Here is a 25,779-nt window from a genome sequence, read left to right on the forward strand (position 1 = left end):
AGCAAGCTTTCGCGACAGCAGGCATCCGGGCGTCGTCCAGGCGACAAGGCCCTGGGGGGATGGTGGCGAGGCGGGGACGCCGGTTAAAGCTTGCGGCCCCATGAGCGTCCGCATCCCCGACGTGCTCCCCGACGAAGACGTGCTGGACTTCGTGCAACGGCAACACGGCGCCTTCGATGCGCGCCTGTATCAGCAGGTGCTGGGCGCGGCGAACGCGCTCAAGGAAGGCGACGCGGCCATCGGGGTCGCGGCGGCGGACGAGGACTCGCGGCAGCGGGCGCGGGTCCTGCTGTCGCGCACGCGGCTGGGCGACGTGCACGCGCATCCGCCCTTCGAGGACCGGCTGCACGTGTTCAGCCTGGAGGCGTGGGACGCGGCGCGCTGGCGGCGCGTGGCGGACTGGACGCTGGGGCAGCTCAAGGCCTTCCTGCTCACCGCGGACGAGGCGTCCGTGCACGACGTGCTCGACGGGCTCCCCAGCGACGTCATCGCGTGTGTGGTGAAGCTCATGAGCGACGCGGAGCTGAAGGCGGTGGGCGGGCGCGTGTTCCACCCGCTGCCGGGGAGCCGCGTGGGCGCGCGGGGCTACCTGGGCGCGCGGTTGCAGCCCAACTCGCCCACGGATCACCCGGAGGACATCCAGTGGCAGGTCTTCAACGGGTGGGCCTTCGCGGTGGGGGACGTGGTGCTGGGGACCAACCCGGTGTCGTCGGAGCCGGCGTCGGTGGCGGCGGTGGAGGCGGCGCTGCACGACGTGCTGGTGACGTTCGGGCTCACGGACGTGATGCCCCACTGCGTGCTGTCCCACATCGACGTGCAGGCGCAGGTGGAGGCGCTGCGGCCGGGCACCACGGGCATCTGGTTCCAGAGCCTTGGTGGGAACGAAGCGGCCAACCGCACCTTCGACGTGACGCTGGAGAAGATGGTGGCGCACGCGGCGGCCCGCACCGGGAAGTGGGGGCTGTACTTCGAGACGGGGCAGGGCGCGGACGCGACGAACGGGCACCACCACGGCACGGACATGCTCATCCACGAGTCGCGCAAGTACGGCTTCGCGCGCGCCCTCAAGCGCCGGGTCGCGGTGGCGCAGGCCAGCGCCGGGCGTGACGCGGCGCCGTGGGTGCACGTCAACGACGTGGCGGGCTTCATCGGGCCGGAGGTGTTCCGCACGCGCGAACAGCTGGTGCGCTGCTGCCTGGAAGACATCGTGATGGGCAAGCTGCACGGCCTGACGCTGGGCCTGGACGTGTGCTCCACGCTGCACATGGATGTCACGCTGGATGACCTGGGGTGGTGCCAGGAGCAGCTCGCTGAAGCGGGGCCCGCATACCTGATGGCGCTGCCCACGCGGAATGATCCGATGCTCAGCTACCTCACCACGTCCTTCCAGGACCACGTGCGGCTGCGCGAGCGGTATGGCCTGAAGGTGGATGATCGGATGTGGGCCTTCTTCCAGGAGCTGGGCGTCATCGACGCGGACGGCCGGCCCACGGAGCACTTCGGGGACCCGCGCCACGTCTACGCGCACTACCGCCGGCGGCGGGGGGACACGCGGACGGAGGAGGAGCTCCGGGCGGAGGCGGAAGCGCAGATGGCGAGGGTGCGCGCCCGGGGCGTGCCTCTGGCGGTGGGACACGGCGAGACGCCGTGGACGCTGGAGCCCGCGCTGGAAGAGGACCTGCGCCGGCTGTACGAGGACGCCAAGGTGGGGCTGTGGTCGGAGCTGTCCGACGCGACGGTGGAGTCCCTGTCCGGGGCGGTGCGGTTGCGGACGTGCTCCGAGGACCGGCGCGACTACATCCTGCATCCCCCGTCGGGTGAATCCCTGGACGATGCTTCGCAAACCGTGGTGCGCGCCTTGCGCGAGCGGCACGCAGGGCGGTGGGACGCGCAGCTCGTCGTGTCGGACGGCTTGGACCCCCGGTCGCTGATGGACGCGGGCCACCTGGCGCCCTTTCTGGACACGCTGCGGGCGGAACTGGGCGCGCAGGGCTGGAGCGTGGCGCCCGAAGTGCTGGTGGTGAAGCACGGTCGGGTGCGCGCGGGCTATCAGGTGGGTCGCCTGCTGTTCGGTGACGAGGGCGACGCAAGGCCCCGCGCCCTGGTGCACGTGATTGGCGAGCGCCCCGGCTCCGGCCATCACGCCTATTCCGCGTACCTCACGGCGCCCGCCGCGAGCACCTGGGCACAGCCGGGCGCGGTGGACCACGACCGCACGCGGCTCATCGCCGGCATCTCCGATACGAGCGTGCGGCCCGAGGATGCGGCCAGGGAGGCCGTGCGCATCCTCGCGGAGCTGGCGACGAGCGCGGGCACGGTGGCGCCGAGCGCCGGAGATTTGGCGGCGATGACGAGCGCGGGCACGGTGGCTCCGAGCGCAGGAAATTCGGCGGCGATGGGGTAGGGCGCGCGCCCGTGCCTCAACGCGCCGCCGCGATGCTCGCCGCCGTGCGCACGCCGCCCACCGCCGTGGCCAGGGTGCTCTGGCCCGGGAACACCGAGTCCCCCACGAGCCACAGGCCGCGCTGCGCCTGGAAGGGGCCCAGCGTGCGGTAGTTGTCCAGGCCCGCGCGCCGGGGCACGCCGCCCACCGCGCCGGCCTCCCGCAGCGTGAAGCGCTGGAACGTGCGCGGCGAGCCCGTCATCGCGTGCACCACGTTGCCCATCCACTCGGGGGCCAGCGCCTCCAGGCCTTCGCGCATCCGGGCATGCAGGTCGGTGAAGTAGGGCCCCTGCGCTTCCGCCGACAGGCCCGCAAGCTTCTTCAGCGGCACGTGCGTGGACACCGTCACCGTGCGCTGTCCCGGCCGCGCGTGCCCCGTGTCGGAGAGCCCGCTCATGGACGCGAACAGGTGGTTGCCCTCCGTGAAGGCCGCGCCGGGGTCGCGCACCAGCTCCAGGTGGTGCGCGCTTCCGGAGTCACCCTCGGGCGGACGCACCACGAGGTACAGCATCGCCGCGCCCCATCCGTCGGCCACGCGTCGCGCGAGCGCGTCCACGCGGGGCAGGCGCCCTTCGGGCACGTCCAGCAGCGAGCGCAGGTCCTGCGGCAGCACGTTGGCCACCACGTTCCGCGCGAGCAATTCACCCCGGCGCGCCGTCACCCGCCAGCCGCCGTCCACGGGCGTCAGCGCGCGCACCCGGTTGGCCAGGAGCACGTCGCCGCCCCGGGCCTGGATGGCCTTCGTGAGCGCCGTCGCCAACCTTCCGATGCCACCCTGAACGTGCCCCGTGCCGCGCCAGTAGTAGTCCATCGCCGCGAACGCGAAGGGGGCCTCCGCCTCCGCCGCGGAACACTGCACGGTGATTTGACAGAGCGCGTCCAGGTAGATGCGCAGCGGGGGGAAGTGCTCGAGCCCGTGATGCGCCAGCACCGCGCCCAGCGGCCGGCCCAGCCAGCGCGCGAGCGGCGCATACGTCCACGCGCGCCCCGTGTGCCGCAGCAGGGACTTCACGTTCAGCGGGGGCAACAGGTCCGGATCATCGAACAGGGGCCACAGCGCGTCGGCCGCCCTCGCCTGGAGCCCGAAGAAGCGCCGCAGGGGCTCCACCGGCGCGCCCGGCATGGCGAGGAAGGCGTCGATGAGCCGCGCCCGGTCCCGGTGCACGGGCAGCCGCAGCCCCGGCGCGCGCATCTCCACCAGCGGATCCAACCAGTCCACCGTCACGTCCAGCGAGTCCTCGCGGATCCACCGGCCGAAGAGCTGATGCGCGTCGAAGCCGGAGAACAGCGTGGCGCCGGACTCGAAGCCGTAACCACCACGGCGGAAGGTGCTCGCACAGCCGCCCGGGTAGTTGAGGGCCTCGCACAGCGCCACGCGAGCGCCCCGGCGACACAGCTCCCGCGCCGTGGCGAGTCCACCGAATCCCGCGCCCACCACCACTGCGTCGTACCAGGTGTCCGACATCGCGCTCGTGAAAGGGACCGGCACCGGAAGCGGGCCGGGGGAGGCCCGCTCCATCCGGTGCCGGTATCGCGCACATGGCCAGGCGCGACAGGAAGTTCCTAACGGGCGCGCCTTCCCATCGCGAACCTTTTCCCCTGTCCCCAGGGGGCAGGCGTCCGGGCGCTTTCACTGGCGGACACCCGGGACCTACCGGGGCATCCGGAGGTTGATGTTGAACGTGTACGACACGTTCACCGGGCGGCCCTGGAACGTCATCGGCTGATACCGCCGCGAATAGAGCGCGGAGAGCACGGCGTCATTCATGTGCGGCAGACCCTTGATGATCCGGCAGTCCCGCACATTGCCTTCCGCGGTGATGACGCACTTCGCGGTGACCACGCCCTCCACGCCCGCAAGCTGCGCTTCCCGCGTGTAGCCGAACTGCGCTCCGCTCAGCATCTGCGGCCGGGACATGCCGGCTCCGAAGGCGACCACGTCCGTGCCCGTGGGGGCCTGGGACGGGAGGTCCGGCACCCCGATGGCGCCGATGGGGCTGGTGCTGTTCGGATCCCCGTCCGGGTCTCCCACCGGCTCCGTGGAGTCCGTGCCCGTGGTCGCGTCCGTGGTCGTCGCGTCCGCCACCGACGTCGGCTCCGGCGTGGTGTCCGGCTTCGGCTCCGGGAGCGTGGTGGGCATCGGCCGGGGGTTGCGCGGGATGCGGTCGGTGCGCGGCTTGGGCTTCGGGGCCGCCGGGGTGGCGGCGGCCGGCTTTGGCTGCGCGGCCTGCTTCACGCCCTTGCGGATGGCGGGCTGGCGGAAGACGATCGTCGGCTCCACTTCGACGGGCTCGGGCGGACGCCCGGAGATGAAGAGCACCAGGCCCAGGAGCCCCGCGTGCACGCCGATGGACACCCACGCGCCCGTGCCGAACCGTCCCGAGCGCAACCCCCGCCGTTCGATGACCGACTCAAACATCTGCCCGCCTCCTGGTTGGGGTGGACGCTCCAGGCGTCCCGTCCCCACAAGAGGCAACCTACGGAGTCGCGCCCCCCGAAGGGCCGCCAGCGCTCCATGTGTTCGTCATGGTTGTGTCATGACGGCGAAGCACCCGGGACCTCCATGCGGTAGCCCACGCCGCGCAGCGTGTGGATGGTGAAGCCGGACACGCTCGTCCACCCGAGCTTCTTCTTCAGGTTGGACACGAAGTTGTCCACCGTGCGCGGATCCACGATGACGTCGCGGCCCCACACCGCGTCCAGGATTTCACCCCGGGGCAGCGCGCGGTCCCGGTGGCGCAGGAGGAAGGCCAGCAGGTCGAACTCCGTGCGCGTCAGGTCCACCTCGCTACCGTCCGCCCGCAGCACCGCCCGCCGGCCCAGGTCCAGCGTGAAGGCGCCGAACGTCATCACCTGCGGCGGCGCCGTGCCCGCCCGGCGCACCAGCGCCCGCACGCGCGCGAGCAGCTCCCGCAGCCGGTACGGCTTGGTGAGGTAGTCCTGCGCGCCCGCCTCGAAGCCGCGCACCAGGTCGTCCTCCAGCGAGCGCGCGGTGAGCATCAGCACCATGCTCTTGACGCCCTCGGAGCGCAGCCGGCGGCAGAAGCTGTAGCCGTCCTCGCCCGGCAGCATCACGTCCAGGATGAGCAGATCATACGCGCGCCCCTGGAGCAGCGGCCCCGCGTCCTTCGCGGACGCGGCGTCCGCCACCTCGTAGCCCTCGTCGCGCAGGTTGTCGCGCAGGCCCAGGCGCAGGTTGGCGTCGTCCTCGACGATGAGGATGGAGGGGCGGGTGGTGGGGGGCGGCGTCATCGTCATCGGCGCGTCTCGGGAAAGGTCAGCGCGAAGGTGGTGCCCTCCGGGCTGGAGGAGGCAATCTGGATGCTGCCCTGGTGCAGGCCCATGATTCTGCGGCACAGCGCCAGCCCCAGGCCACTGCCGTGCACCTCCGGCCCGGTCGTCGTCAGCCGGTAGAAGTCGTCGAAGACGCGCTCCCACTCCTCCTGCGGGATGCCCAGGCCGTTGTCGCTGAAGAGCACCGTGACGCCGAAGCCCGGCTGCGGGTACGCGCGCACGGTGAGCACCACCGGGCTGCGCTGGTTGTACAGACACGCGTTGCGTCCCAGGTTGGCGAACAGCATCCGCACGAGCGACGCGTCCGCGTCCAGCTCCACGTCGTCCACCTCCGAGCGCAGCTCCACCGGCACCTGCACGGCATCCAGCAGGTCGTCGCGCAGCGTGCCCACCGCCTCCTCCAGCCGGAAGCGCGTTGGCCGCAGGGCCCACCGCCCCTTGTCGATGCGGTTGAACGACAGGATGTTCTCCACGAGGAAGTGGAGCCCCTCCGCCGCGCGCACGATGCGGGTGGGGTAGTCCCCGGCCTCGGGGCTGTGGCCCAGCCTGCGCTCCAGCGTCTCCCCCAGCAGGCGGATGGACGCCAGCGGCGTGCGCAGCTCGTGGGAGACGGTGGACACGAAGTCGCTCTTCAGCTCCACGAAGCGGTACTTGCGCTGCTGGGCCACCACCGCCAGCGCGGCGATGGCCGACGCGAGCGCGCCGCACACCGCCACCAGCAGCGTCTTGAGCCCGTAGCGCGCCTCGATGTCCGCCTCCGCCGCGGCCCACCCGGGCATGGCCACCTCCAGGCCCGGCGAGGACAGGGGCCGCACCACGCCCGCGGGCCGCAGCCGCACCACGCCGTCCTTCGTGATGAGGTCGCGCGCGCGCAGGTCCTTCGTCAGCTCCGCCAGCAGCGCGCCCAGGTCCACCGCCAGCCCGCGCACCAGCTCCGTGCCGGGCTCCACGTACCACTGCTCGCCCAGCAGCGAAGGCTCCTGGACGGACTCCGGCAGCACCAGCGCCCCGGCGCCCGCTTCCTGGACGCGGGCCTGGAACGCGTCGCTGGGCTCCTCCAGCTCCTGGCTCAGCGCCACGATGCGCGCCTGGAGGAAGTCGAAGTCGGCCCGGGTGAGCCGGGGCCGCGCGCGCAGCAGATCCCTTTGCAGGCCCGCGCCCCGCGTCATTCCGCCCAGCTCCTCCGGGAGGCCCTCGCCCACCAGCGCGCGGATCAGCGGCGGCGTGTCCTCCCCCCGTCGCAGGCGCTCCACCACCAGCAGCGTGAAGGGCAGCTCCTCCTGGGTCGTCAGCGGATGATCCGCGTGGTAGCGCAGCAGGGCCTCCACCGCCGCGCCCGTGCGCGCGTCGCTGCCGGTGTCCAGGGCGGCCTCCACCGCGCGCAGCCGCGTCAGCCGCTCCTGCCAGGGGGGCGGAACGGGGCCCTGCGCCAGCGCCTGCGCCAGCTCTTCGTAGGTGGCCCTCGCGGGGGCCGCGCCGCCGTCCCGGGGCCAGTCCACGCGCGGCAGGAACTGGTGGCCGCGAAAACGCAGGTAGAAGCCCTCCGCGGGCAGCAGCGGATCCCCCATGGCCGCGTTCAAGGCGGGCAGGTGCTGCTTCATGCGCTGATCCAGCGTGGTGCGCAGGGCCTCCGACGCGAGCAGCTCCAGGGCCTCACGGCGGGAGCGCACCTGGGCGCGCGCGTCCTCCCGCTCCTGGGTGAAGATGCGCTGGAGCGTCACCAGGCCCCAGCCGAGGGCCAGCAGCCCACAACCCAGGGCCATCAATGTGGGCAGGAGTCGGCGCAGCATTCGCGTCCGTCCGGACTGTAGCAGTGTCGGAGGGAATACGGGCTCCTGGCCCGAAGGATGAATAAATAGGGAGACGTCCGCGTCCCCTCCGGGGTCTGGAGATTGGAGACGAAGTCATGGGTTCTCGATGGTGGCTCTGTTTGGTGGTCGGCCTGGCCTCCCAGGGAGCGTCCGCGCAGACCGCGCCGGTCGCCGCGGATGACTGGGGAGATGATGCGTACGTCGAGCAGGCGCAGGCGGACGACTCCGGGCCCATCGCGCCGAGCGCTCCTCCCGACATGCCAGCCGAGACGCCGACCGCCCGGCCCTACGCCGGCGCGGTGTGGACGTCCGGCCACTGGTACTGGGACGGCGACCAGTGGCTCTTCAAGTCCGGCGGCTGGGTGGAGCGGATGCCCGGCTACCAGTACGTCAACGGCTACTGGGCCCAGGACGGCGACGTGTGGCGCTGGGTGTCCGGCGGCTGGGCGCAGCAGGGCTCCGACGACGTGGAGATCCCCGTGGAGGTCGCCAGCGAGGACGTGACGGCGACCCAGGCGCCTCCGGCCCTGCGCGTCGAGGTGCGCCCCGCGGCGCCGGCCGTCAACTACACGTGGGCTCCGGGCTACTGGTACTGGGGCGTCAACGGCTACGAATGGGTGGAGGGCTCGTGGATGGAGCCTCCGCGTCCGGGCCTCGTGTTCGTGTCACCGCGGTGGATCCGCCGCGGCCCGTCCTACGTGTTCGTCGGCGGCGGCTGGGGGTGGGGTGGCTCGGTGCGCGTCGCCGTCCCCGTGTACCGCCACGCGCACATCGCCTTCTCCTTCGGGCGTCCCAATCCGTTCCTGCGCACCTGGTACCGCTACCCCGGCGTGTCGTGGCGCTACTACGGCTACGGCCACAGCCGCTACCACCATGACCGCTACCGCCCGGGGTACCACGGCCGGCAGAACGGCTACGGCTACGGCTACGGCCGCCCGGGTTCCGGTGGCTACCGCTCGCATCCGGCGTCGCCGGGGCCGCGCAACGGCGGCCGGGGCAACGGCAACGGCCGTCCCGGCAACGGCGGCTATCACCAGCAGTCCGGTGGCCGCTCCGACGATGGGCGTCCTTCGAGCGGCGGCGGCTGGAACTCCGGTCCCCGTTCGCCTCCGGGCGGCACCGGCTCCGGCGTGCGTCCTCCGTCGGGCGGGTCCAAGTCCAACGGTTGGGGTGGCGGCTCCGGTGGCGGGCGCAACTCGAGCAGCAACAGCTCCGGCGGCGTCCGCCAGACGAACGGCGGCGGCGGCGGCTGGGGCGGCGGCTCCGGTGGCGGGCGTCCTTCGGGCGGCCGTGAGTCCGGCAGCGTCCAGCCCTCCAAGGGCGGCTCCGGCGGCGGTTGGGGTGGCGGCTCCGGCGGTGGGCGTTCGTCGGGCGACCGTTCTTCCAGCGGCTGGGGCGGTGGTGGCTCCAGCGTCCGCTCGGCCAGCAGCGGCGGCTCCAGCTCCAGCGCCAGCGGTCGGGGCGCGGGGGGACGCGGCTCCGGCGGTGGCGGCTGGGGTGGTGGCAGTGGCGGTGGCAGCCGCGGTGGCGGCTCCCACGGCGGCGGCAATGGCGGCGGCGGTTGGGGCGGTGGCGGTCACCGCTGACGCTGTCCGGTGGGCCGGCTCAGACCTCGACCTGGCCCATCAACCACGCCTCCAGTTCGCCCAGCTCCCGCTCCTGCGCCGGATGGCGGGAGCGGGCCTCGGCCACGGCCTGCCGCATCCCGTCGCGGCTGTGCGGCTTGCCGACGAGCGCTCCCTGCAGGTCCTGCACGAGGTCCGGGTAGAGCGCATCCGAGAAGACCTGCGCCCGCGTGACATGGCCGTTCTCCGCGTCGACGTGGACCTCGAAGAAGCCCCAGGACAGGTACTCCACCATCTGGTGGCTGAAGCGGGGCGCGTTGCCGAAGCGCCAGTCCCATGATGCGTAGTGGTCGAAGGTGCGCTTGAGCGACGGCTGGCTTTCGAGGAACGACGGCTCCAGCAGCTCCGGCTCCGCGGTCGCCCCGTGGAAGTCGCAGAACGCGCCGATGAGCGCCTTCACCAGCGCTTCGTGCGAGGCCTCCGGCTGGACGTCGCGCAGGTTCATCACCCGCGAGCGCACCGACGCGCTGCCCTTGGACTCCAGCTTCTTCGGGTGCGGCGTGAGGTAGTTGGCCAGCCGTGAGAGGTCCGCGCCGATGAGGAACGTGCCGTGGTGGAACGCGCGGTCCTTCGTCTCGCGGTACGCGCTGCCGCTGATCTTCCGGGGCCCGTCCTCCAGCGGAATCACCAGGTCGTTGCGCCCGGACGCCTGCGCCTTCACGCCCAGGCGCGACAGCGCGTCGAGCAGGATGGTGACGTTGGCCGTCTTGTTGTAGCCCTCCTTGGCGGACAGGAAGGTGAAGCAGGTGTTGCCCAGGTCGTGGAACACCGCGCCGCCGCCGCTCGTGCGCCGCGCGAGGAAGACCTTGTCCTCCTCCATGCGCGTGAGGTTGCACTCGGACCAGGGGTTCTGGTTGCGCCCGATGACGACGGTGTTGTCGTTGCGCCACAGGAAGAGCGTCTGCGCGCGGGTGTCCAGCTCGCGGAAGATCCAGTCCTCCGTCGCGAGGTTGAACCAGGGGTTGTAGGTCTCCGACAGGAGGATGCGGACGCGCGGTGCTTGAGACATGGCGCGGAGCATAACCGTGGGGCGGCCGTCCTCCAGGGGACATCCGCCAGGGCCCGGAGGGTGATGGCCTCCGGGCGGGGGGGCCCGGACACTCGCGTCCTGGCGGGGCGCGCGACGTCGGGCGCGCCGGGAGGGCGGACCATGCGCACGACGTTTTCCCTGTCGCGTCCCCAGGCGGACGGGCCGGTGGTGCTGTGGGGCGGGGGACTGCCGTCCGGCAGCCTCAAGTACCTCACCTTCGCGCGCTACCTGGCCGCGCTGCCGCCGGGCTCGCGCGGGCTGGTGGAGCTGTCCGGGGCGTCGAGCGCGCTGGCGCTGGACGTCCTGGGCCGCGAGCGGGGCCTGCCCACCGTGGCGCTGACGGACGCGGCGGGAGAGGCGTACCTGCGCGCCCATGGCTTCCAGGGGCAGGTGCGCCACGCGGACTCGATGGCGCGGCTGTGGGAGCAGGCGCTGGCCTACGAGCGCGAGGGCTGGTGCTGGCCCCGACAGCTCTCCAACACCGCGCTGGTGGCGTGCGTGGAGTCCTGGGCGTCGGGCCTGCGTGCGCTCGTGCGCGAGCGCTTCCCGAAGGTCCAGCGGGTGGTGTGCGGCTTCGGCACGGGCGCGACGCTGGTGGGCCTGACGCGCGTCTTCACGCTGGGCGGCTTCACCGTCACCGGCCTGCAACCCGCGCCGGGACAGCCGCTGCCGGGCTGGCGCACGTGGGCCCACCAGAACCTGGGCCCGGAGGACCTGTTCTTCGCGCACCACCAGCGCATCCCGCTGGACACCGCGGGCCCCGCGTCCGACAGCTTCACCGCGCTCCTGGAGTGGGCCCGGCGACAGCCCCAGCCGGAGCAGGTGCTCGTCATCGCGCACAGCGCCCGTGAGGAGGCCTGCGCCCGGGCTTGAGCCCGGCGCTACCCGTGCAGGGCCTGGAGCCGCGCCTCCACGGCCGCCATCCCTTCATGCGGGAAGGCGGGCACGTGTGACAGCTCGCGCGCGCCCAGCCGGAGCAGCGCCCGCGCGAGCCCCGGCGAGTCCCCCTGCATCGCGCGGGCGAGCTCACCCCCGGGCCCCGGGTACACCCGCTCCACGCGCCGCAGCGGATCCAACCCGTCCAACACGGAGGCCTCCGGCGCGGGGACGTGGCGGGCCAGCAGGAGGCAGAGCAGGCGCGCCGCCTCGTCGAGCCGCGACCTCCCGCTGAGCACCTCTCCGCGCGCGTGGCGCCCCAGGCCCACCAGCACCTGCGTGAGCCATTGCCCGAACAACCACGCGTCGTCCGGCGCCGCGCCCTGGAGCTCCCGCGCCGTGGCCCGGGCGCGCTCTTCCATCCGCGCGGCCACGTCACCCCGGTCCAGCAACACGCGGTAGCGGTTGACGCGCGCCAGGGACAGCTCCTCCAGGTCGAACACCGCGAACTCCAGCAGGTGCCCGTCGCGGTAGACGACCTTCACGCCGTGCGCCGTCTCGCGGAACGTGTGTGAAATCGCCTCCGCGCGCGGCAGCCAGCCCCGCTCCTGTCTCAATGTTTCAGCGTGTCCCGGCTCCGCGATGGCGAAGAAGTCATGGTCGCTGAAGTCATCCGGCAGGTAGTCCCGCGCCGCCATCGAACCCAGCGCCACGAGCCCCCGGAACCGGCCATCCGCCCCAGCCCTGCGCGTCAACTCCGTGGTGAACCCCTGATAGGTCGCGGCGTCCATGGTGTGCTCCTCGGGAAGGCTCGCGCAGGGGGCCATCCCAACGCAGGGCGTTGTATTTGTGATGCGGTGCGTTGTCTTTTCGTGGCGCAATGTGTCGCAGGGGCGGGGCAGGCAACCCCTGGCGTCTGGCTTGACCCGGAGCTGACATGCTTTCCCGTTAAGTCAGGGGCCGGCTTGCTTTCTCTCAGTGTCTCGCTTTATGGGCTGATTCGCGGGTCAATCCCCTGACTGTCCCGCCCTCCCACCAGGAGCCTGTATGCGAAACGCTGTCCGGACCCTCGTTCTGGCCGTCGCGGTTCTTGCCCTCTGGGCGCAGCCTGCCCGCGCGGATACGTACACGCAGACGAAGTACCCCATCGTGCTGGCGCACGGCATGGCGGGATTTGATTCGTTGTTTGGCGTGCTCGACTACTTCTACGGCATCGAGTCCAACCTGAAGTCGGGCGGCGCGAAGGTCTACATCACGCACGTTCCGCAGTTCAACACGAGCGAGGCGCGCGGCGAGGCGCTGCTCGCGCAGGTGCAGGACGTGCTCGCGCGCTCCGGCGCGAAGAAGGTGAACCTCATCGGCCACAGCCACGGCGGCCTGGACGTGCGCTACGTGGCGGCGGTGCGGCCGGACCTGGTCGCGTCGGTGACGACGGTGGGCACGCCGCACAAGGGCGCGGACCTGGCGACCTACCTGCGCTCGAACATCCGCAACGGTTCGTTCACGGAGGGCGTGCTGTCCTACTTCGCCAACAACCTGGGCCTGGTGCTGGGCCTGCTGTCCGGCCACACGCAGTCGCAGAACGCGATTGGCGCCCTGGAGGCGCTGTCCGCGACGGGCGCGTCCAAGTACAACGCGAAGTTCCCGGCGGGCCTGCCCACCTCTTCTTGCGGCACCGGCGCGGCGACGGGTCCCCAGGGCCAGCGCTTCTACTCCTGGTCCGGCACGGATCCCTTCACCAACGTCTTCGACGCGTCCGACTACGCGATGAAGCTGTCGTCGTTCTTCTACAGCGAGTCCAACGACGGCCTCGTGGGCCGCTGCAGCTCGCGCTTCGGCACGGTGATTCGTGACAACTACGACATGAACCACCTGGACGAAGTGAACCAGGTGCTCGGGCTGACGGCCTTCTTCACCGACCCGAAGTCCGTCTTCCGCAGCCAGGCGAACCGGCTGAAGAACGCCGGCCTGTAGTCCCCGGAGCGCCCCGCCATGAAGAGCCGCGCCGTCATGCTCGTGGTCGCGCTGTGCGCCCTCCTGGGTGCCGGCGTCTTCTCGTGGTGGAAGGTCCGGGCGGTGGAGTCGCCCGGACCCGAAGTCCCGCCGTCTCCCGGCGCCGTCACCCAGGGCCCGCGCGCGCCGCTCGCCGGTGCGCCCGCCCCGGGTGTCGCTGGCGCCCCCACGCCGCCGTCCCCCGGCGCCGCGCTGCCGTCCCTGCCGGGCTCGCTCCAGGACACCCAGGAGGATGGCGCCGTCTTCGTGGATGCGTCCGGGCACCTGGTGCCGAACCCGGACCTGCTGCGCCTGTTCAACTACTACCTGTCCGCGACGGGCGAGGAGTCCCCGGCCCTCATCCGCGAGCGCATCCTCGCGTCGCTGCGGGCGAAGAAGCTGCCCCCGGCCGCCATGGACGAAGCGGTGCAGGTGCTGGACGACTACCTGTCCTATCTGGAAGCGGCCCGGTCGCTGGCGCGCACGCGCTCCGCCGCCACGATGGACACCGCCGAGCGCCTGGAGGCCCTGCGCAAGCTGCGCCGCGAGCACCTGGGCGGCAGCGCCGAAGGCATGTTCGGCCAGGAGGAGGCGGTGGACGCGGTGGCCGTGGAGCGGCTGAAGCTCCAGAAGGACGCGTCGTTGACGGCCGCCGAGCGCGAGCGGCGCATCGCCGCCCTGGAGGAGCGCCTGCCGCCGGAGGTGCGCCAGGGCCGCGAGGAGGCCGTGCGCCCGCTGCGGCAGCGGGCCGTGGAGCAGGAGCTGCTGGCCGGGGGCGCGACGGCGGAGGACCTGCACCAGCACCGGCTGTCCACCGTGGGGCCAGAGGCCACGGAGCGGCTGGAGGCCCTGGACCGGGAGCGCGCCCAGTGGACGCAGCGGCTGGCGGACTTCCGCGCGAAGCGCGAGGCGCTGGGCCGCACCCAGCCGGATCCAGCCCTGCGTCAGGCCGCCGTGCAGCGGCTGCTCTTCGACTCGTTCACCCCGGAGGAGCGCCTCCGGGTGGAAGCCTCGGAGGCCATCGAAGCGGCCTCCGGAGGCGGGTGAGGCGGAGGTTCAGGCAATCCTGAACGGCTTCAGCTCGGAGACCTCTTCGAGCAGCAGCGGCTGCGCGTGCAGGTACGCGGTGGTGCGGCGCTTCTGGTCGATGTCGTCGAACACGCGCTGCACCTGCTGCGGCGTGAGGCCCATCTCGGCGGAGACGTCCTCGGGCGTGACGCCGTGGTTCTTCGCCCAGAGGATGAGGTCCAACTGGGAGTAGTGCACGGAGAAGTAGAAGTCCTCCTGTGACTGCTCCAGGCTGAACGTGTCCGTGGTGGGCTCGCGGTTGAGGATGCCGTCGATGACGCCCAGGTGCCGCGCCAGCTTGTACGTCTGCGTCTTGTAGAGGCTGGCGATGGGCTTCACGTCCGCGGCGCCGTCGCCCAGCTTCACGAAGAAGCCCTGATCATACTCCAGGCGGTTGGGCGTGCCGGACGCGGCGAAGTTCAGCCGGTCCGCGTGGAAGTACTCCATCATCTTGCGCACGCGCTGCTTGAAGTTGGTGGCGGCGACAATCTGCACGTAGGCCTGCGGCGTGAGGCGGAAGCGCTGCTCCTGCCCGTCCACCTGCACCACCACGTAGAAGACGTTGAGGGCGTCCGTGTTCAGCCGGTCGCCGTGCATGACGATCTTCCACTTCATGTCCGGCTGGAAGTCGGGGAACACCGACCGCACCGCCGCGTCGCGCTGCGAATAGCACCCGGCGGCGTCCAGCACGGGCGCGATGTCGTGGAGCGTGTGCTGGATGCCCAGCTTCTCGCAGAGCTCGCGGCCCAGCTTGGAGGACAGCCCGCTGGAGTCGCGCTCCGGCAGCAGGATGCCGAAGACGCGGTCGGGGCCCAGCGCGCGCACCGCCAGCGCCGCGACGCACGCGGAGTCGATGCCGCCGGAGACGGCGACCACGAGCCCGCGCTTGCGCAGCTTCTTGAGCACCGCCTCCTTCAGCCCGGCCGACAGCGACGCGGCCTTGGCCTCCCAGTCCAGTTCCAGCACCTGCTTGGAGAACTTCATCGTCACGACCTCGGTCCAGGGGAAGTAAGTGAAGACAGCACGCGCGTGCGCAGGTCGGCCTTGAGCACCTTGCCGGTGGGGCCGCGCGGGAGCGCTTCGGTGAACAGCACGTGGCGGGGCACCTTGTGGGCGGGCAGGGCGTCGCGGCAGAAGCGGCGCAGGTCGTCCTCCTTCGGCGTGGCGTCCGGCTTCAGCACCACCGCCGCGCACGCCGCCTCGCCGCCCAGGTCGTCCGGCACGCCCACCACCGCGACCTCCAGCACCGCCGGGTGGCGCGCGAGCACGTGCTCCAGCTCCGCGGGGCTCACCCGGTGGCCGCCCACCTTGAGGATCTCCTTCGCGCGGCCCACCAGGAAGAAGAAGCCGTCCGCGTCCCGCCACGCCAGGTCGCCCGTCCACAGCCAGCCGTCGCGGAGGATGGCGGCGGTGTCCTCGGGAGCGCCCAGGTAGCCGGGCGTCACGTTCGCGCCCTTCGCGACGAGCTGGCCCACCTCGCCGTCCGCGAGCGGCGTCCCGTCCTCCGAGACCACCGCCAGCGTCACGCCGGGGATGCCCTGCCCGATGGAGCCCGCCTTGTCGGTGGCGCGCGAGGGCGGCAGGTAGCTCAGCCGCGCGGTGGCCTCCGTCTGGCCGTACATCACGAAGAGCTCCGCCGGGTGGAAGGCCTCCCGCGTCCAGCGCACCGTGTCCGGCGACATGCCGCCACCCGCCTGGGTGACGTAGCGCAGCGCGAGCTTCGACAGCGAGTCGGAGGCCGCCTGGCGCCGCAGCAATTCGAAGGTGAGGGGCACGCCCGCGAAGCCGGTGCACGCCTCGGTGGCCAGGGCCTCCAGCACGACCTGGGGGTACATGAAGCGCGGATCCAGGAACACGGAGCCGCCCGTGAGCAGGTGCGTCTGCAACACGCTCTTCCCGTAGCAGTAGTGCAGCGGGAGGATGAGCATGGCGCGATCTCTCGCCGTCAGGCCCAGGTACTCCACGATGGAGCGCGTGTTCGCCGCGATGTTGGCGAACGTCTGCACGACGCCCCGGGGCGTGCCCGTGCTGCCGGACGTGTAGACGATGGACGCGGGCGCACCGGGCGGGAGGGAGGGCAGGGCGGCCAGGGCCGCGGAGGCCGCGTCCGGATCCACCGCGCCGTCCTCCTGCACCCACGCGCAGGCCGCGGGCGCGAGCAGTCCGCGCAGGCGTTCGGGAGGCCGCGAGCCGTGCACCACGAAGAAGTGGGTGAGCGTGGCGCGGCCCGTCCAGCGGCGGGCGTCCTGACCGAAGATGACCGCGTGCCGGGCCCCCGTCTGCGCGAGGATGCCCTCCAGCGCGTCCGCGCCCACCTCACGGTCCAGCTCCACCGCGCACGCCCCCAGCGCCTGCACCGCGAGCCCCGCCACGGCCGCCGCGCAGCCCAGCGGCAGGGCGATGAGGACGCGCGCCCCGGGCTCCACGCCCGCGTCCCGCAGGTGCCCCGCCAGCGCCAGCATCCGGGCTTCGAGCTGGCCGTAGGTGAGCCGGGCCCACGGAGAGTCCACCGCCGGAGCGTCAGGGGTCGCCTCCGCGTGGGCGCGCACCCACGACGGCGCGGTGTCCGCCCGGGCGCTCACGCAACCTCCAGCCGCACGGCGTCCACGTCCGCCTGGGGCACCGCGCGCGGGGTGAGGAAGTGATGGGCGAGCAGCTGCGTGGACGCCACGGCGAACAGGGCCATGGTGTCCGCCTCGCTCTCCGCGGAGTTGGGCGCGCGCAGCTTCGCCACCAGCCGCTCCACCTTGCGCGCGTCGAAGACGCCCGTGGCGGCCACCGCCTCCGGCGCGAGCAGCTCGCGCGCCCAGGCCGGGGCCTCCGGTCCCACCAGCGCGCCCGCGATGGGGGCGCGGTAGGGGAACTTGCTCCGCTCCAGGATGGAGGCCGGCACCCGGCCGCGCGAGAAGCGCTTGAGCAGGTGCTTCTCATCCAGGCCGCGCAGGCGCAGGCGCTCCGGCACGCGCGCGGCGAACTCCATCACGCCCGTGTCCAGGAACGGGAAGCGCCCCTCCACCGCGTTGCCCAGCAGCATGCGGTCGCCCTGCGCGGACAGCAGGTAGCCCGACAGCAGCGTGCGCGCCTCCAGGTACTGGGCCCGCGCCAGGGGACGCCACCCGGCCACGGCCTTCGGCACCGACGCCAGCACCGACGCCACCGGATCCTCGTCCGCCACCCGCGCGGCGAACTCCGGCGCCAGGAAGCGCAGGATGCGGCCGCTGTTGCCCCAGCGCACCAGGTGCGAGAACGCCAGCGCGTCCGGCGTCTCCAGGCCCTGCCCGAAGAACTCGCGCAGCAGCTCCACGCTCTGCTGGCTCACCGACAGGGTGGGGTAGAGCTTGCGCAGGAGCAGGGGCCGCAGCTTCGACTCCGGCTGGCGCGCCCAGAACTGGCGCACCTTCGTCTCCTTGAAGAGGTCGTAGCCGAGGAACATCTCGTCCGACCCTTCACCCGTCAGCACCACCTTGATGCCGTGGTCGCGCACCCAGCCGCTCAGCCGCAGGAAGGGCGCGGGCGCGGAGCGCATCATGGCCTGTTCGGCGTGGAGGATGACGCCCGGGACCAGCGCGCCAATGTCCCCGTCGCGCATCTCCACGACGTGGTGCTCGGTGCGAAGCTGCTCGGCGACCGTCGCCTGGTGCGTGCGCTCGTCGAACCTCGCGTGCGCGAAGCCCACGGAGAAGGTGCGCAGCGTGCCCCCCAACTGCTCCTGGGCCAGCGCGCACAGCAGGCTGGAGTCCAACCCGCCCGACAGGTACGCGGCCACCGGCACGTCCGCGCGCAGCCGCAGCCGCACGGCCCGGTCCAGCACCGCGCCCAGCTCCTCCAGCAGGCGGGGCGCGTCCGGCGCGTCCGGCGTCACGCCGAAGTCCAGGTCCCAGTAGCGCTGGAGCGTCAGCAGCCCGTCCTGCCACTTCGCGGTGTGCGCGGGCGGCAGCAGCGACACGCCCTCGAAGGAGGTGCGCGGCGCCACCGGCGCCCAGAGCTGGAAGGTCTGCTTGAGGCCCCGGGCATCCAGCGCGGGCGCGACGAGCCCGCTGGCGAAGAGCGCCTTCGCCTCCGAGGCGAACGCCAGCTGGCTGCCCGGAAGCGCCGCGTAGAACAGCGGGCAGATGCCCACCCGGTCGCGCGACATCCAGAGCGCGCGGTCGCGGGGGTCCCACAGGGCGAAGGCCCACTGGCCCTCGAAGCGGCGCACGCAGTCGATGCCCCACGTCAGGAAGGCCGCGAGGATGACCTCCGTGTCGGAGCGCGTGCGGAAGGCGTACGCGCCGGACAGCTGCTCCCGCAGCTCGACGTGGTTGAAGATCTCCCCGTTGAAGACGACGGTGAGGCCCGTGGCCTCGTCGCGCATCGGCTGGTGGCCGGTGGCGAGGTCCACGATGGACAGCCGCGCGTGCCCCAGCGCGACGCCCTCCAGCAGCAGGGCCCGCTGCGCGTCCGGGCCCCGGTGCCTGATGCTGGCCGTCATCCGGCGCAGCCGCTCGGCGTGCATCGCCGGAGCGGTGTCCGCGTCCGCCGCGAAGGTGAAGCCCGCGATGCCGCACATGGTGGACTCAGCTCGCCTTCGACAGCGCCTGCTTGCGGCCCACGAACGCCACCACGCGCGTCAGCGAGTCCAGGTTCTCCGGCACCAGCTCCTTGTCGTCCAGCTTGACGTGGAACTCCGACTCGATGAAGGCCACCAGCTCCATCATGCCCGTGGAGTCGATGAGGCCCTTGCGCAGGAAGGAGTCGTCGTCACCGAAGTCGTCCACGAAGAAGGTGTCGACGATGAAGGTGCGAAGCGTGTCACGCGTGCTCATGGGTGGATCCTGTCTGGCGCTGGGGTGTGGAAGGACGGTGCTGGAAATGACGCACCCGGCGCGGTTTGTTGGGCGCCGGGCGACGGGACGGGGACGGGCTCAGGCGCCGCTGGCTTCGCGGGCCACCAGGTCCAGGCTCATGCTGCGCGCCGGGTTGCCCATGGCGAGCGAGTCCGGCGGCACGTCCTGTGAAACGATGCTGCCGGCGGACACCACCGAGCGCGCGCCGATGCGCACCCCCGGCAGCAGGATGGCGCCGTGGGCCACCCAGACGTCGTCCTCGATGATGATGGGCGCGATGCGCTGGCCGTCCCGGTCGCTCACGCGCACGAACGACGCGAACATGCACCGGGCGCCAATCTGCACCGACTCCCAGGCCTCCAGCGACACGCCGTAGTTGAACTGGGACTGCGCGCCCACCACCAGCCGCGCGTTCTCGTAGCAGACCACCGACGTGGGCAGCATGCCGCCCAGGAACGTCAGCTTGTCCCCCAGCTCCGCGTGGCCGTCGTTGCGCGCCGCCACCGGGCCATACGCCGCCACGCCCTGGCCCACCCGGAAGGCCCGGAAGAGCCACCGCGCCCGCGCGACGCCCACGGCCCGCTCCGCGCGGGGGAACACCTCCGTGCGCACCACCTGGAGGCCCGCGCGCACCGCCTGCGCGGCCTCCGCCGGGGAGGGGATCCCGGGCCTCATCGCGCCACCTCGCGCCGCAGCGCCCGGGCCGGCGAGCCGCCCACCGTCACGCCCGGCGGGATGCGGCGGGAGATGACCGTGCCGGACGCCACGCTCGCGCCCTTCTGCAGGTGGGTGCCCGGCAGCAGGATGGAGCGGCTGCCCACCGTGACGCCTTCCTCCACCACCAGCGGCGTCGACTTGGGCCGCTCGTGCCGGTTGCCGCGCAGCGGGTGGTACATGTTGTCCAGCAGCTTGCACCACATGCCCAGGCGGCTCCGCGCGCCCAGCACCACGTAGGACTGCGCCTCGATGGAAGTGCCGCCCTCGATGGTCACGTCGTCTTCAATCACGATGCGAGCCCCCTGCTGCGCATGCAATTCAATGGGCGCCATCCGCGCGTCGAACACCACGCGGTGGCCCACCTCGATTTCACCCTCGCCGTGAATCCAGACGCGTCCCCAGACGGTGGGGATGGCGCCCACGGACTTGCAGCGGCGCAATTTCAGCCGCGCGACGGTCGGCCCGAGGCCGAGCATCATCATCAAGGGAATGCGCATATGTCAGGGATTGGCCTTCGCGGAGTCCGGGGCCTCGCGCGGGGTCCCGGGCAGGGCGCCCAGGAAGGAGACGAGCGCGGAGGCCACGCGCGCCTGTCCCCGGGCGTTGAGGTGGCCCCCGTCGTCCGAGTACGCGGGCACCATCGCCGGGTAGGGGCGGCCATTCACGTCGAACGTCTCCGGGGTGCCATCCGCCCGGGTGGACTCCAGCGCGGCCAGGTCGAACAGCGGCTCCCTGCCGCCGTAGGTCTGGCGCATCAGCGCGTTGAAGGCCTCGCGCGACACGTTCTCCCCGACGCCGAAGACGCTCCGGCCGCGCAGCTCGTTGAGCCAGGCCTTCACCCCGCGCTGCACCGTCGTCAGGGGCGCGGTGACGTGCACGAAGGTGACGCCCGGGTGGCGCGTCTTCAGGCCCGCCAGCGTGGCGCGGTACTTCTCGAAGAGGGCCTTCGCGTCGGTGCCGCTGTTGAAGTCGATGTAGCAGAACTTCACCAACGCCACGTCCACCTGCTTCGCGAGCCCGCCGTCCAGCAGCTGCGCGAAGTGCGCGAGCTTGGTCTCCGGCTGCTCGTTCTGCCCCACCAGCGCGTGCGCGAACGTGCCGGGCGCGAGCGCCGCGGTCGCGTCCTTCACCTCCACCAGGGCGGGCGCCGGCGCGCCCGGCGTCAGGCCCCGCACCCCGTCCAGGATGTTGCCGCCCACGGACTGGTGGCCGAAGAACACGCGGCGGTGGGACAGCCGCTCCAGGCCCGCCTGCGTCACGTCTGCCTTTGCCGGTTCCGAGGCCGCCGCGCCCAGGGGCAGCGTCATGAGCAGCGCGCCAGGAAGCAGCAGGGCGCCTAATCGCGCGGGGAAGCCACGAGCGGATTGCATATGTGAACGTTTAGACCCTTCTGGAGCCGAGCGTCAAAGCCCCTGGACTCAAGGACGGATGCAGGGTCGCCAACCCACCGCACCGCATGGCGGGGCGCGCCCCAGCGGGTCGGGATTGCCCCGGAAGTCCCCTACGGGAAAGGCACTACTCGTGCGTCAGGCCGAAGAGCTGGCGCAGCCTCCCCAGGATGCGGCCGGCCTCGGGGGTGTGGTCCGGTCCGCCGCCGGAGGACAGGGCCACGGCGCGCAGCTGGTTGCGGCGCTGGGCGAGGAGGGCGGACAGCTGGCGGGCCAGCCCCGGGTAGTCGGAGAACAGGCGCGCGAAGGTGGGCCGGTCCAGCTCCAGCAGCACGGAGTCCTGGAGGGCCACCACCGTGGCGGCGCGGCGCTCGCCGGTGAGCAGCGACATCTCCCCGATGTAGTGGCCCGGCCCCAGGCGGGTGATCTCGGATTGGAGCGTGCCGGCGCGCACGCTGACCTCGCCGGAGGCCACGACGTAGAAGGTGCCGCCCTCGTCGCCCTCCTGGATGATGCGCTCGCCCTGGCCGAAGCGGCGCACGACGACCTCGCGGTGCAGGCGCTCCAGCTCCTCTGGACCCAGGGGGCTGAACAGGTCCACCTGGCGCAGCAGGTCGCGCACGGTGGTGTCCGCCAGGTCGCGCCGCTTCGCCACGGCCTCGCGGCGCACGGTCACCGTGCGCTGGGCGTGCGGCAGCTCCAGGCCCTCGCGGCGCAGCCGGTACCACAGCCGCGTGTGCAGCTCCTCCTTCACGCCGTCCGACAGCGCGAAGTCGTTGAGGAAGACGCGCACCATGTACTGCACGTTGGAGTCGGTGAAGGACACCGTGCGCGCCATGGGCGGCGGCTGGATGAGGATCTGCGGAATCTCCCGGGCCACGTCCAGCAGGGCCTGCTTCACCTGGTTGGGCGGCGCGTCCAGCGACACGCCCACCTGCACCTCGATGCCCACGGGCTCGCGGTGCTGGGTGAAGTTCTTCACGTGCTCCTTGGCCACCATGCTGTTGGGCAGGGTGATGAGCTCGCGCCGGAAGTTGGCGACGCGGATGGAGCGCCAGCCGATGTGGACCACGCGCCCGGTGTGCTCGCCGATGCGGATGAAGTCGCCCACCTCAAAGGGGCGGTCCAGCTGCAGCGACAGGCCCGCGAAGAGGTTGCCCAGCGTCTCCTGGAGCGCCAGGCCGATGACCACCGTCAGCACCGCGGACGTGGCCAGCAGGCCCGCCAGGTCCAGGTTGAGCTGGCTCTGGAGGATGGGCACCGTGGCGAGCGCGTACAGCGTGAAGTCGATGACGTCGCGGAGGATCTTCGGCGTCGTCACCGGCGAGCGCATCCGCACGAGCTTCAGCGCGAACGCCACCGCCGCGCGGATGACGCCGTAGGCGAACGTGAGCATCCAGCCCACGCTCACGGCCTTGCGCAGGCCGTTCGACGTCGTCGCCTCCGGCAGGAAGAGCGACACCAGCCGCAGCACGAGGAACGCGAGGAGCATCCGCACCGCGCCGCGGAGGTCGTCGCGCAGGTCCGGGTCGCGGGTGCTGCCGCGGATGCCCAGCAGGAGCACCATCAGGATGGTACCCGCCACCAGGGGGAGATGGCCTTCGAGGAAGTTCAGCACGCACCGTGAATCTGACCGGCCCCATGCACGGGGGTCAAGGCGGCGGTTGACGGGTGCTCGCCGAGCGGAGATACACGCCCCCATGACGCTTGCCTCGGTGCAGGGACAGCCCCGCGCGATGGACGCGCTCCAATCCGCCCTGCGGACGGGCTCGGTGCACCACGCCTACCTGTTCGCCGGGCCGGAGGGGGTGGGCAAGGAGCTGGCCGCGGTGGGGCTGGCCCAGGCCCTCACCTGCCCGGAGGCCCCGGAGGTGGGCTGCGGCAGGTGCGCCAGCTGCGTGCGCATCGCGAAGGGGCTGCACCCGGACGTCACGTACGTGATGCCGGACGACGAGCGCGTGTCGCGGGGCCTGGCCGGCCGCTCGGACTTCACCGGCACGCCCAGCCGGGAGCTGCGCGTGGAGCAGATCCGCCAGCTCCAGGAGCGCCTGGCGCTGCGCGGCCTGGAGTCGAAGCGCAAGGTGGCCATCATCGTCAGCGCGGAGCAGATGAACGTGCAGGCGCAGAACGCCTTCCTGAAGACGCTGGAGGAGCCGCCCTCGGAGACGACGCTCATCCTGGTGGCCAGCGCCATGGACCGGCTCCTGCCCACCATCCGCAGCCGGTGCAGCAAGGTGCACTTCGCCCCGCTGCCGGTGGAGATGGTCGCCGAGCACGTGCGGGAGGCGCGCAAGCTGGACGCGGACACCGCCGCCCTGGCCGCGGTGATGTCCGGCGGCAGCCTGGGCCGGGCGCTCGCGCTGGACGTGAAGGCGCTGGCGCGGCGCAAGGACGTCATCACCGCCTTCGAGGCCCTCCGGGGCAGCGACATCCCGGCCCTCCTGCGCTTCGCGGAAGGCCACGGGGGCTCGCGCGAGGACGCGGACACGACGCTGGAGCTGCTCTTGTTGTGGACGCGCGACGTGGCGCTCGCGAAGGCGGAGGCGGAGGCGGGGATGGCGAACCGGGACCTGAAGGCCCTGGCGGCGGAGGTGGCGGGGCGCACGTCGGAGGCCGCGCTGCACCGGCGCAACGCGCTCCTGGAGTCGGCGCGGGTGGCCATTGGCACCCGCAACGGCGCGCCCCGGTTGCAACTGGAGCGCCTGCTCATCGAGCTGTGCGTGGAGGGCCGTTGAGCGCGGACATGGACGAGGTGCTGGCGGAGGTGAAGGGCGGCAAGGTGTGGCCGCTGTACCTCCTATGGGGCGAGGAGTTCCTGGTCCGCAAGGGCGCCGACGAGCTGGTGAAGACCCTGGTGCCGGACGCGGCCATGGGGCTGAACCTCGCGGTGCTGGACGCGGCCTCCCCGCGCGAGGTGGCGCAGGAGCTGGCCACGCTGCCCCTGTTCCCCGGCCGCAAGGTGGTGCTCGTCCGCGACCCGGAGTTCATCGCCCCCAAGAAGGGCAAGGGCGACGCGCTGGCCAAGGCGCGCGACGCGTGGAAGGCGGGCAAGCGCAAGGAGGGCGCGCGGCGGCTGCTGGCGCTCGCGGGCCGCGCGGGCTGGGGCGTGGACCAGTTGGATCCCCGCGTGCCCGGCGCGCCCACGGTGGAGCAGTGGAAGGACGAGCTGAACGTGGACCTGGCGGAGGCGGACCTCACCTTCCTCCAGGAGGCCGCGACCTTCTGCCGGGAGGAGCGCATCAGCGCGCCGGAGGGTGACGCGTCCGCGCTGCTGGAGCTGCTGCAGAAGGGCGTGCCCCCGGGGCATGCGCTGGTGCTGGCGGCGACGGACGTGGACTCGCGCAGCCCGCTGCTCAAGTTCGCGCAGGACAAGGGCCGCCTCTTCGAGCGCAAGGTGGCCGCGCGGCACAAGGACCTGGACCTCAGTGAGATTGCCCGCGAGTTCCTGGCCCCCCTGAAGAAGAAGCTGGGGCCGGGCGCGCTGGAGGGACTGAAGGAGCGCATCGGCGGCAACATCCGGCTGCTCCAGTCGGAGCTGGAGAAGCTGGCCGTCTACTCGGAGGGGCCCACCATTGAAGCGGCGCACGTCACGCTGCTGGTGCACCACGCGCGCGAGGAGGAGTTCTTCGAATTGACGGAGGCCCTCCAGAAGCGCGAGCTGCGGGACGCGCTGTCCTACGCCGAGGACGCGATGGGGCAGGGGACGCACGCCTTGCAGCTGCTGGGCGCGGTGGCCTCCATCGTCCGCTCGCTGCTGGAGAACCACGCCTGGCTGGAGCGCTACGCCGGAGGCCAGCCGCCCAAGAACGGCCGCGACGTGGAGACGCGCATCCTGCCGAAGCTGGAGGCGGAGCTGAAGGGCACCAAGCGCAAGACGCCCAACGCCTGGGCGCTCGCGTTCGGCATGCAGGCCGCCGCGCGCTACGAGCGCCGCGAGCTGCTCAACGCCCTGGTGGCGTGCGCGGACGCGGACCTGGCGCTGAAGTCCTCCGCCAGCGGGAAGCTCGTCATCGAACGGCTCCTGTGGACGGTGTGCACCCGCGTCTGAGGACCGGCCGGGCCGGCGGCCGCGCCGTGGGACGTGCGCGGCGGGCCGGCCCTGGGGTAGAGGAGGGTCCATGGCGGACAAGCGGCGCTTCGACCTCTTCGCGGACCTCCTCGTCACGCGCTTCCCCCAGGCCACCCGCGTCTATGACGTGGCCGGTGGCATGGGGAAGCTCAACGAGTCCCTCACCCAGCGCGGGCGCACCGTCACCACCTTCGACCTGCGCCACAAGCACCTGCCGGTGAAGTACGCCCAGCGCCCCTTCACGCTGGAGGAGCCCTGCGAGGCGGAGCTGGTGGTGGGCATGCACCCCGACGGCGCCACCCGCATCATCATCGAGTACGCCGCGCGCCACGGGCTGGGCTTCGCCGTCGTCCCCTGCTGCTCCGACAACGGCATGCCCTACAAGCCGTGGATGCGGCACCTGGCGGACGTGGCCCGGGACGCGGGCATCTCGCAGGTGGAGGAGGTCGCGCTGCCCATGGACGGACGCGCCCGCGTGCTCCTGGGCATGCCGCGCTGACGACCGCGCGGCCTGAAACCCGGCGATGCTTTGCTCACCAAGAAAAAGCCGCCAAACATGGATTGCCTGAATAGAGGACACCTTCCCCGGGGACTGTCATGGATGAGGACAGCCCGCGCGGGCGTCCGGAATCCCCTGGAA

General features: G+C 72.1%; 22 protein-coding genes. 8 read left to right on the forward strand and 14 right to left on the reverse strand.

The window, feature by feature from the left end:
* Positions 1-100: 100 nt before the first annotated feature.
* Entirely contained in the window at positions 101-2,404 is a 2,304-nt protein-coding gene (gene eutB, locus OV207_RS23920) for an ethanolamine ammonia-lyase subunit EutB (RefSeq protein WP_267557493.1), read from the forward strand.
* A 16-nt stretch (positions 2,405-2,420) separates the two neighbouring features.
* On the opposite strand, the gene OV207_RS23925 is transcribed toward eutB, so the two are convergent.
* From OV207_RS23925 to OV207_RS23940, 4 genes are all read right to left on the reverse strand, one after another.
* Complete coding sequence (locus OV207_RS23925) at positions 2,421-3,908, reverse strand: phytoene desaturase family protein (protein ID WP_267557494.1); 1,488 nt, start codon at positions 3,906-3,908, stop codon at positions 2,421-2,423.
* A gap of 186 nt (positions 3,909-4,094) precedes the next feature.
* The gene (locus OV207_RS23930; RefSeq protein WP_267557495.1) at positions 4,095-4,862 is read right to left on the reverse strand and encodes an energy transducer TonB; all 768 of its coding nucleotides are present in this window, start codon (positions 4,860-4,862) and stop codon (positions 4,095-4,097) included.
* 116 nt (positions 4,863-4,978) lie between these two features.
* Positions 4,979-5,701 (reverse strand): response regulator transcription factor, encoded by a 723-nt coding sequence (locus OV207_RS23935; RefSeq protein ID WP_267557496.1) that lies wholly within the window; start codon positions 5,699-5,701, stop codon positions 4,979-4,981.
* A complete protein-coding gene (locus OV207_RS23940) occupies positions 5,698-7,527 on the reverse strand; it encodes a sensor histidine kinase (protein ID WP_267557497.1) in 1,830 nt (609 codons plus the stop codon). Before OV207_RS23940 ends, OV207_RS23935 begins: the two co-directional genes overlap by 4 nt.
* 116 nt (positions 7,528-7,643) lie before the next feature.
* Between OV207_RS23940 and OV207_RS23945 the strand changes: the two genes are divergently transcribed.
* Positions 7,644-9,134, forward strand: coding sequence for a hypothetical protein (locus OV207_RS23945; RefSeq protein ID WP_267557498.1), 1,491 nt, complete (start codon positions 7,644-7,646; stop codon positions 9,132-9,134).
* A gap of 19 nt (positions 9,135-9,153) precedes the next feature.
* Here OV207_RS23945 and OV207_RS23950 read toward each other — a convergent pair whose 3' ends face one another.
* A complete protein-coding gene (locus tag OV207_RS23950) occupies positions 9,154-10,182 on the reverse strand; it encodes a lipoate--protein ligase (protein ID WP_193429862.1) in 1,029 nt (342 codons plus the stop codon).
* A gap of 141 nt (positions 10,183-10,323) precedes the next feature.
* On the opposite strand from OV207_RS23950, the gene OV207_RS23955 reads away from it, so the two are divergent.
* Complete coding sequence (locus OV207_RS23955; protein ID WP_193429863.1) at positions 10,324-11,076, forward strand: hypothetical protein; 753 nt, start codon at positions 10,324-10,326, stop codon at positions 11,074-11,076.
* Between the two features lie 8 nt (positions 11,077-11,084).
* Here the strand turns inward: OV207_RS23955 and OV207_RS23960 are convergent, their stop codons facing one another.
* A complete protein-coding gene (locus tag OV207_RS23960) occupies positions 11,085-11,870 on the reverse strand; it encodes a hypothetical protein (RefSeq protein WP_267557499.1) in 786 nt (261 codons plus the stop codon).
* A 256-nt stretch (positions 11,871-12,126) separates the two neighbouring features.
* Here OV207_RS23960 and OV207_RS23965 point away from each other — a divergent pair, with 256 nt between their 5' ends.
* Complete coding sequence (locus tag OV207_RS23965) at positions 12,127-13,053, forward strand: esterase/lipase family protein (RefSeq protein WP_193429865.1); 927 nt, start codon at positions 12,127-12,129, stop codon at positions 13,051-13,053.
* An 18-nt stretch (positions 13,054-13,071) separates the two neighbouring features.
* Positions 13,072-14,118, forward strand: coding sequence for a lipase secretion chaperone (locus OV207_RS23970; RefSeq protein WP_267557500.1), 1,047 nt, complete (start codon positions 13,072-13,074; stop codon positions 14,116-14,118).
* Between the two features lie 9 nt (positions 14,119-14,127).
* Here the strand turns inward: OV207_RS23970 and nadE are convergent, their stop codons facing one another.
* From nadE to OV207_RS24010, 8 genes are all read right to left on the reverse strand, one after another.
* Positions 14,128-15,123, reverse strand: coding sequence for an NAD(+) synthase (nadE, locus tag OV207_RS23975; protein ID WP_193429916.1), 996 nt, complete (start codon positions 15,121-15,123; stop codon positions 14,128-14,130).
* A gap of 2 nt (positions 15,124-15,125) precedes the next feature.
* Positions 15,126-16,721: a class I adenylate-forming enzyme family protein gene (locus OV207_RS23980; RefSeq protein WP_267557501.1), complete on the reverse strand. Its 1,596-nt coding sequence runs from the start codon at positions 16,719-16,721 to the stop codon at positions 15,126-15,128.
* The gene (asnB, locus tag OV207_RS23985; protein ID WP_267557502.1) at positions 16,718-18,688 is read right to left on the reverse strand and encodes an asparagine synthase (glutamine-hydrolyzing); all 1,971 of its coding nucleotides are present in this window, start codon (positions 18,686-18,688) and stop codon (positions 16,718-16,720) included. Before asnB ends, OV207_RS23980 begins: the two co-directional genes overlap by 4 nt.
* A gap of 7 nt (positions 18,689-18,695) precedes the next feature.
* Positions 18,696-18,944, reverse strand: coding sequence for an acyl carrier protein (locus tag OV207_RS23990; RefSeq protein ID WP_267557503.1), 249 nt, complete (start codon positions 18,942-18,944; stop codon positions 18,696-18,698).
* Positions 18,945-19,043: 99 nt separating this feature from the next.
* Positions 19,044-19,640: an acyltransferase gene (locus OV207_RS23995; RefSeq protein WP_193429870.1), complete on the reverse strand. Its 597-nt coding sequence runs from the start codon at positions 19,638-19,640 to the stop codon at positions 19,044-19,046.
* On the reverse strand, positions 19,637-20,179 hold the full coding sequence (locus OV207_RS24000; RefSeq protein WP_267557504.1) for an acyltransferase: 543 nt from the start codon (positions 20,177-20,179) through the stop codon (positions 19,637-19,639). The genes OV207_RS23995 and OV207_RS24000 overlap by 4 nt, the downstream gene beginning before the upstream one ends.
* Positions 20,180-20,182: 3 nt before the next feature.
* The gene (locus OV207_RS24005; protein ID WP_267557505.1) at positions 20,183-21,052 is read right to left on the reverse strand and encodes a hypothetical protein; all 870 of its coding nucleotides are present in this window, start codon (positions 21,050-21,052) and stop codon (positions 20,183-20,185) included.
* A gap of 145 nt (positions 21,053-21,197) precedes the next feature.
* Positions 21,198-22,655, reverse strand: coding sequence for a mechanosensitive ion channel family protein (locus tag OV207_RS24010; RefSeq protein ID WP_267557506.1), 1,458 nt, complete (start codon positions 22,653-22,655; stop codon positions 21,198-21,200).
* A gap of 115 nt (positions 22,656-22,770) precedes the next feature.
* On the opposite strand from OV207_RS24010, the gene holB reads away from it, so the two are divergent.
* The 3 genes from holB to OV207_RS24025 all read left to right on the forward strand — a co-directional run bounded on the left by holB (position 22,771) and on the right by OV207_RS24025 (position 25,638).
* Positions 22,771-23,805, forward strand: coding sequence for a DNA polymerase III subunit delta' (holB, locus tag OV207_RS24015; protein ID WP_267557507.1), 1,035 nt, complete (start codon positions 22,771-22,773; stop codon positions 23,803-23,805).
* A gap of 8 nt (positions 23,806-23,813) precedes the next feature.
* Positions 23,814-25,118, forward strand: coding sequence for a DNA polymerase III subunit delta (gene holA, locus OV207_RS24020; RefSeq protein WP_420715258.1), 1,305 nt, complete (start codon positions 23,814-23,816; stop codon positions 25,116-25,118).
* Between the two features lie 70 nt (positions 25,119-25,188).
* Positions 25,189-25,638, forward strand: coding sequence for a hypothetical protein (locus OV207_RS24025; protein ID WP_193429876.1), 450 nt, complete (start codon positions 25,189-25,191; stop codon positions 25,636-25,638).
* Positions 25,639-25,779 lie beyond the last annotated feature (141 nt).

It is taken from the genome of Corallococcus sp. BB11-1, assembly GCF_026626625.1.
In the GTDB taxonomy this organism is placed as follows: Bacteria; Myxococcota; Myxococcia; order Myxococcales; family Myxococcaceae; genus Corallococcus; species Corallococcus soli.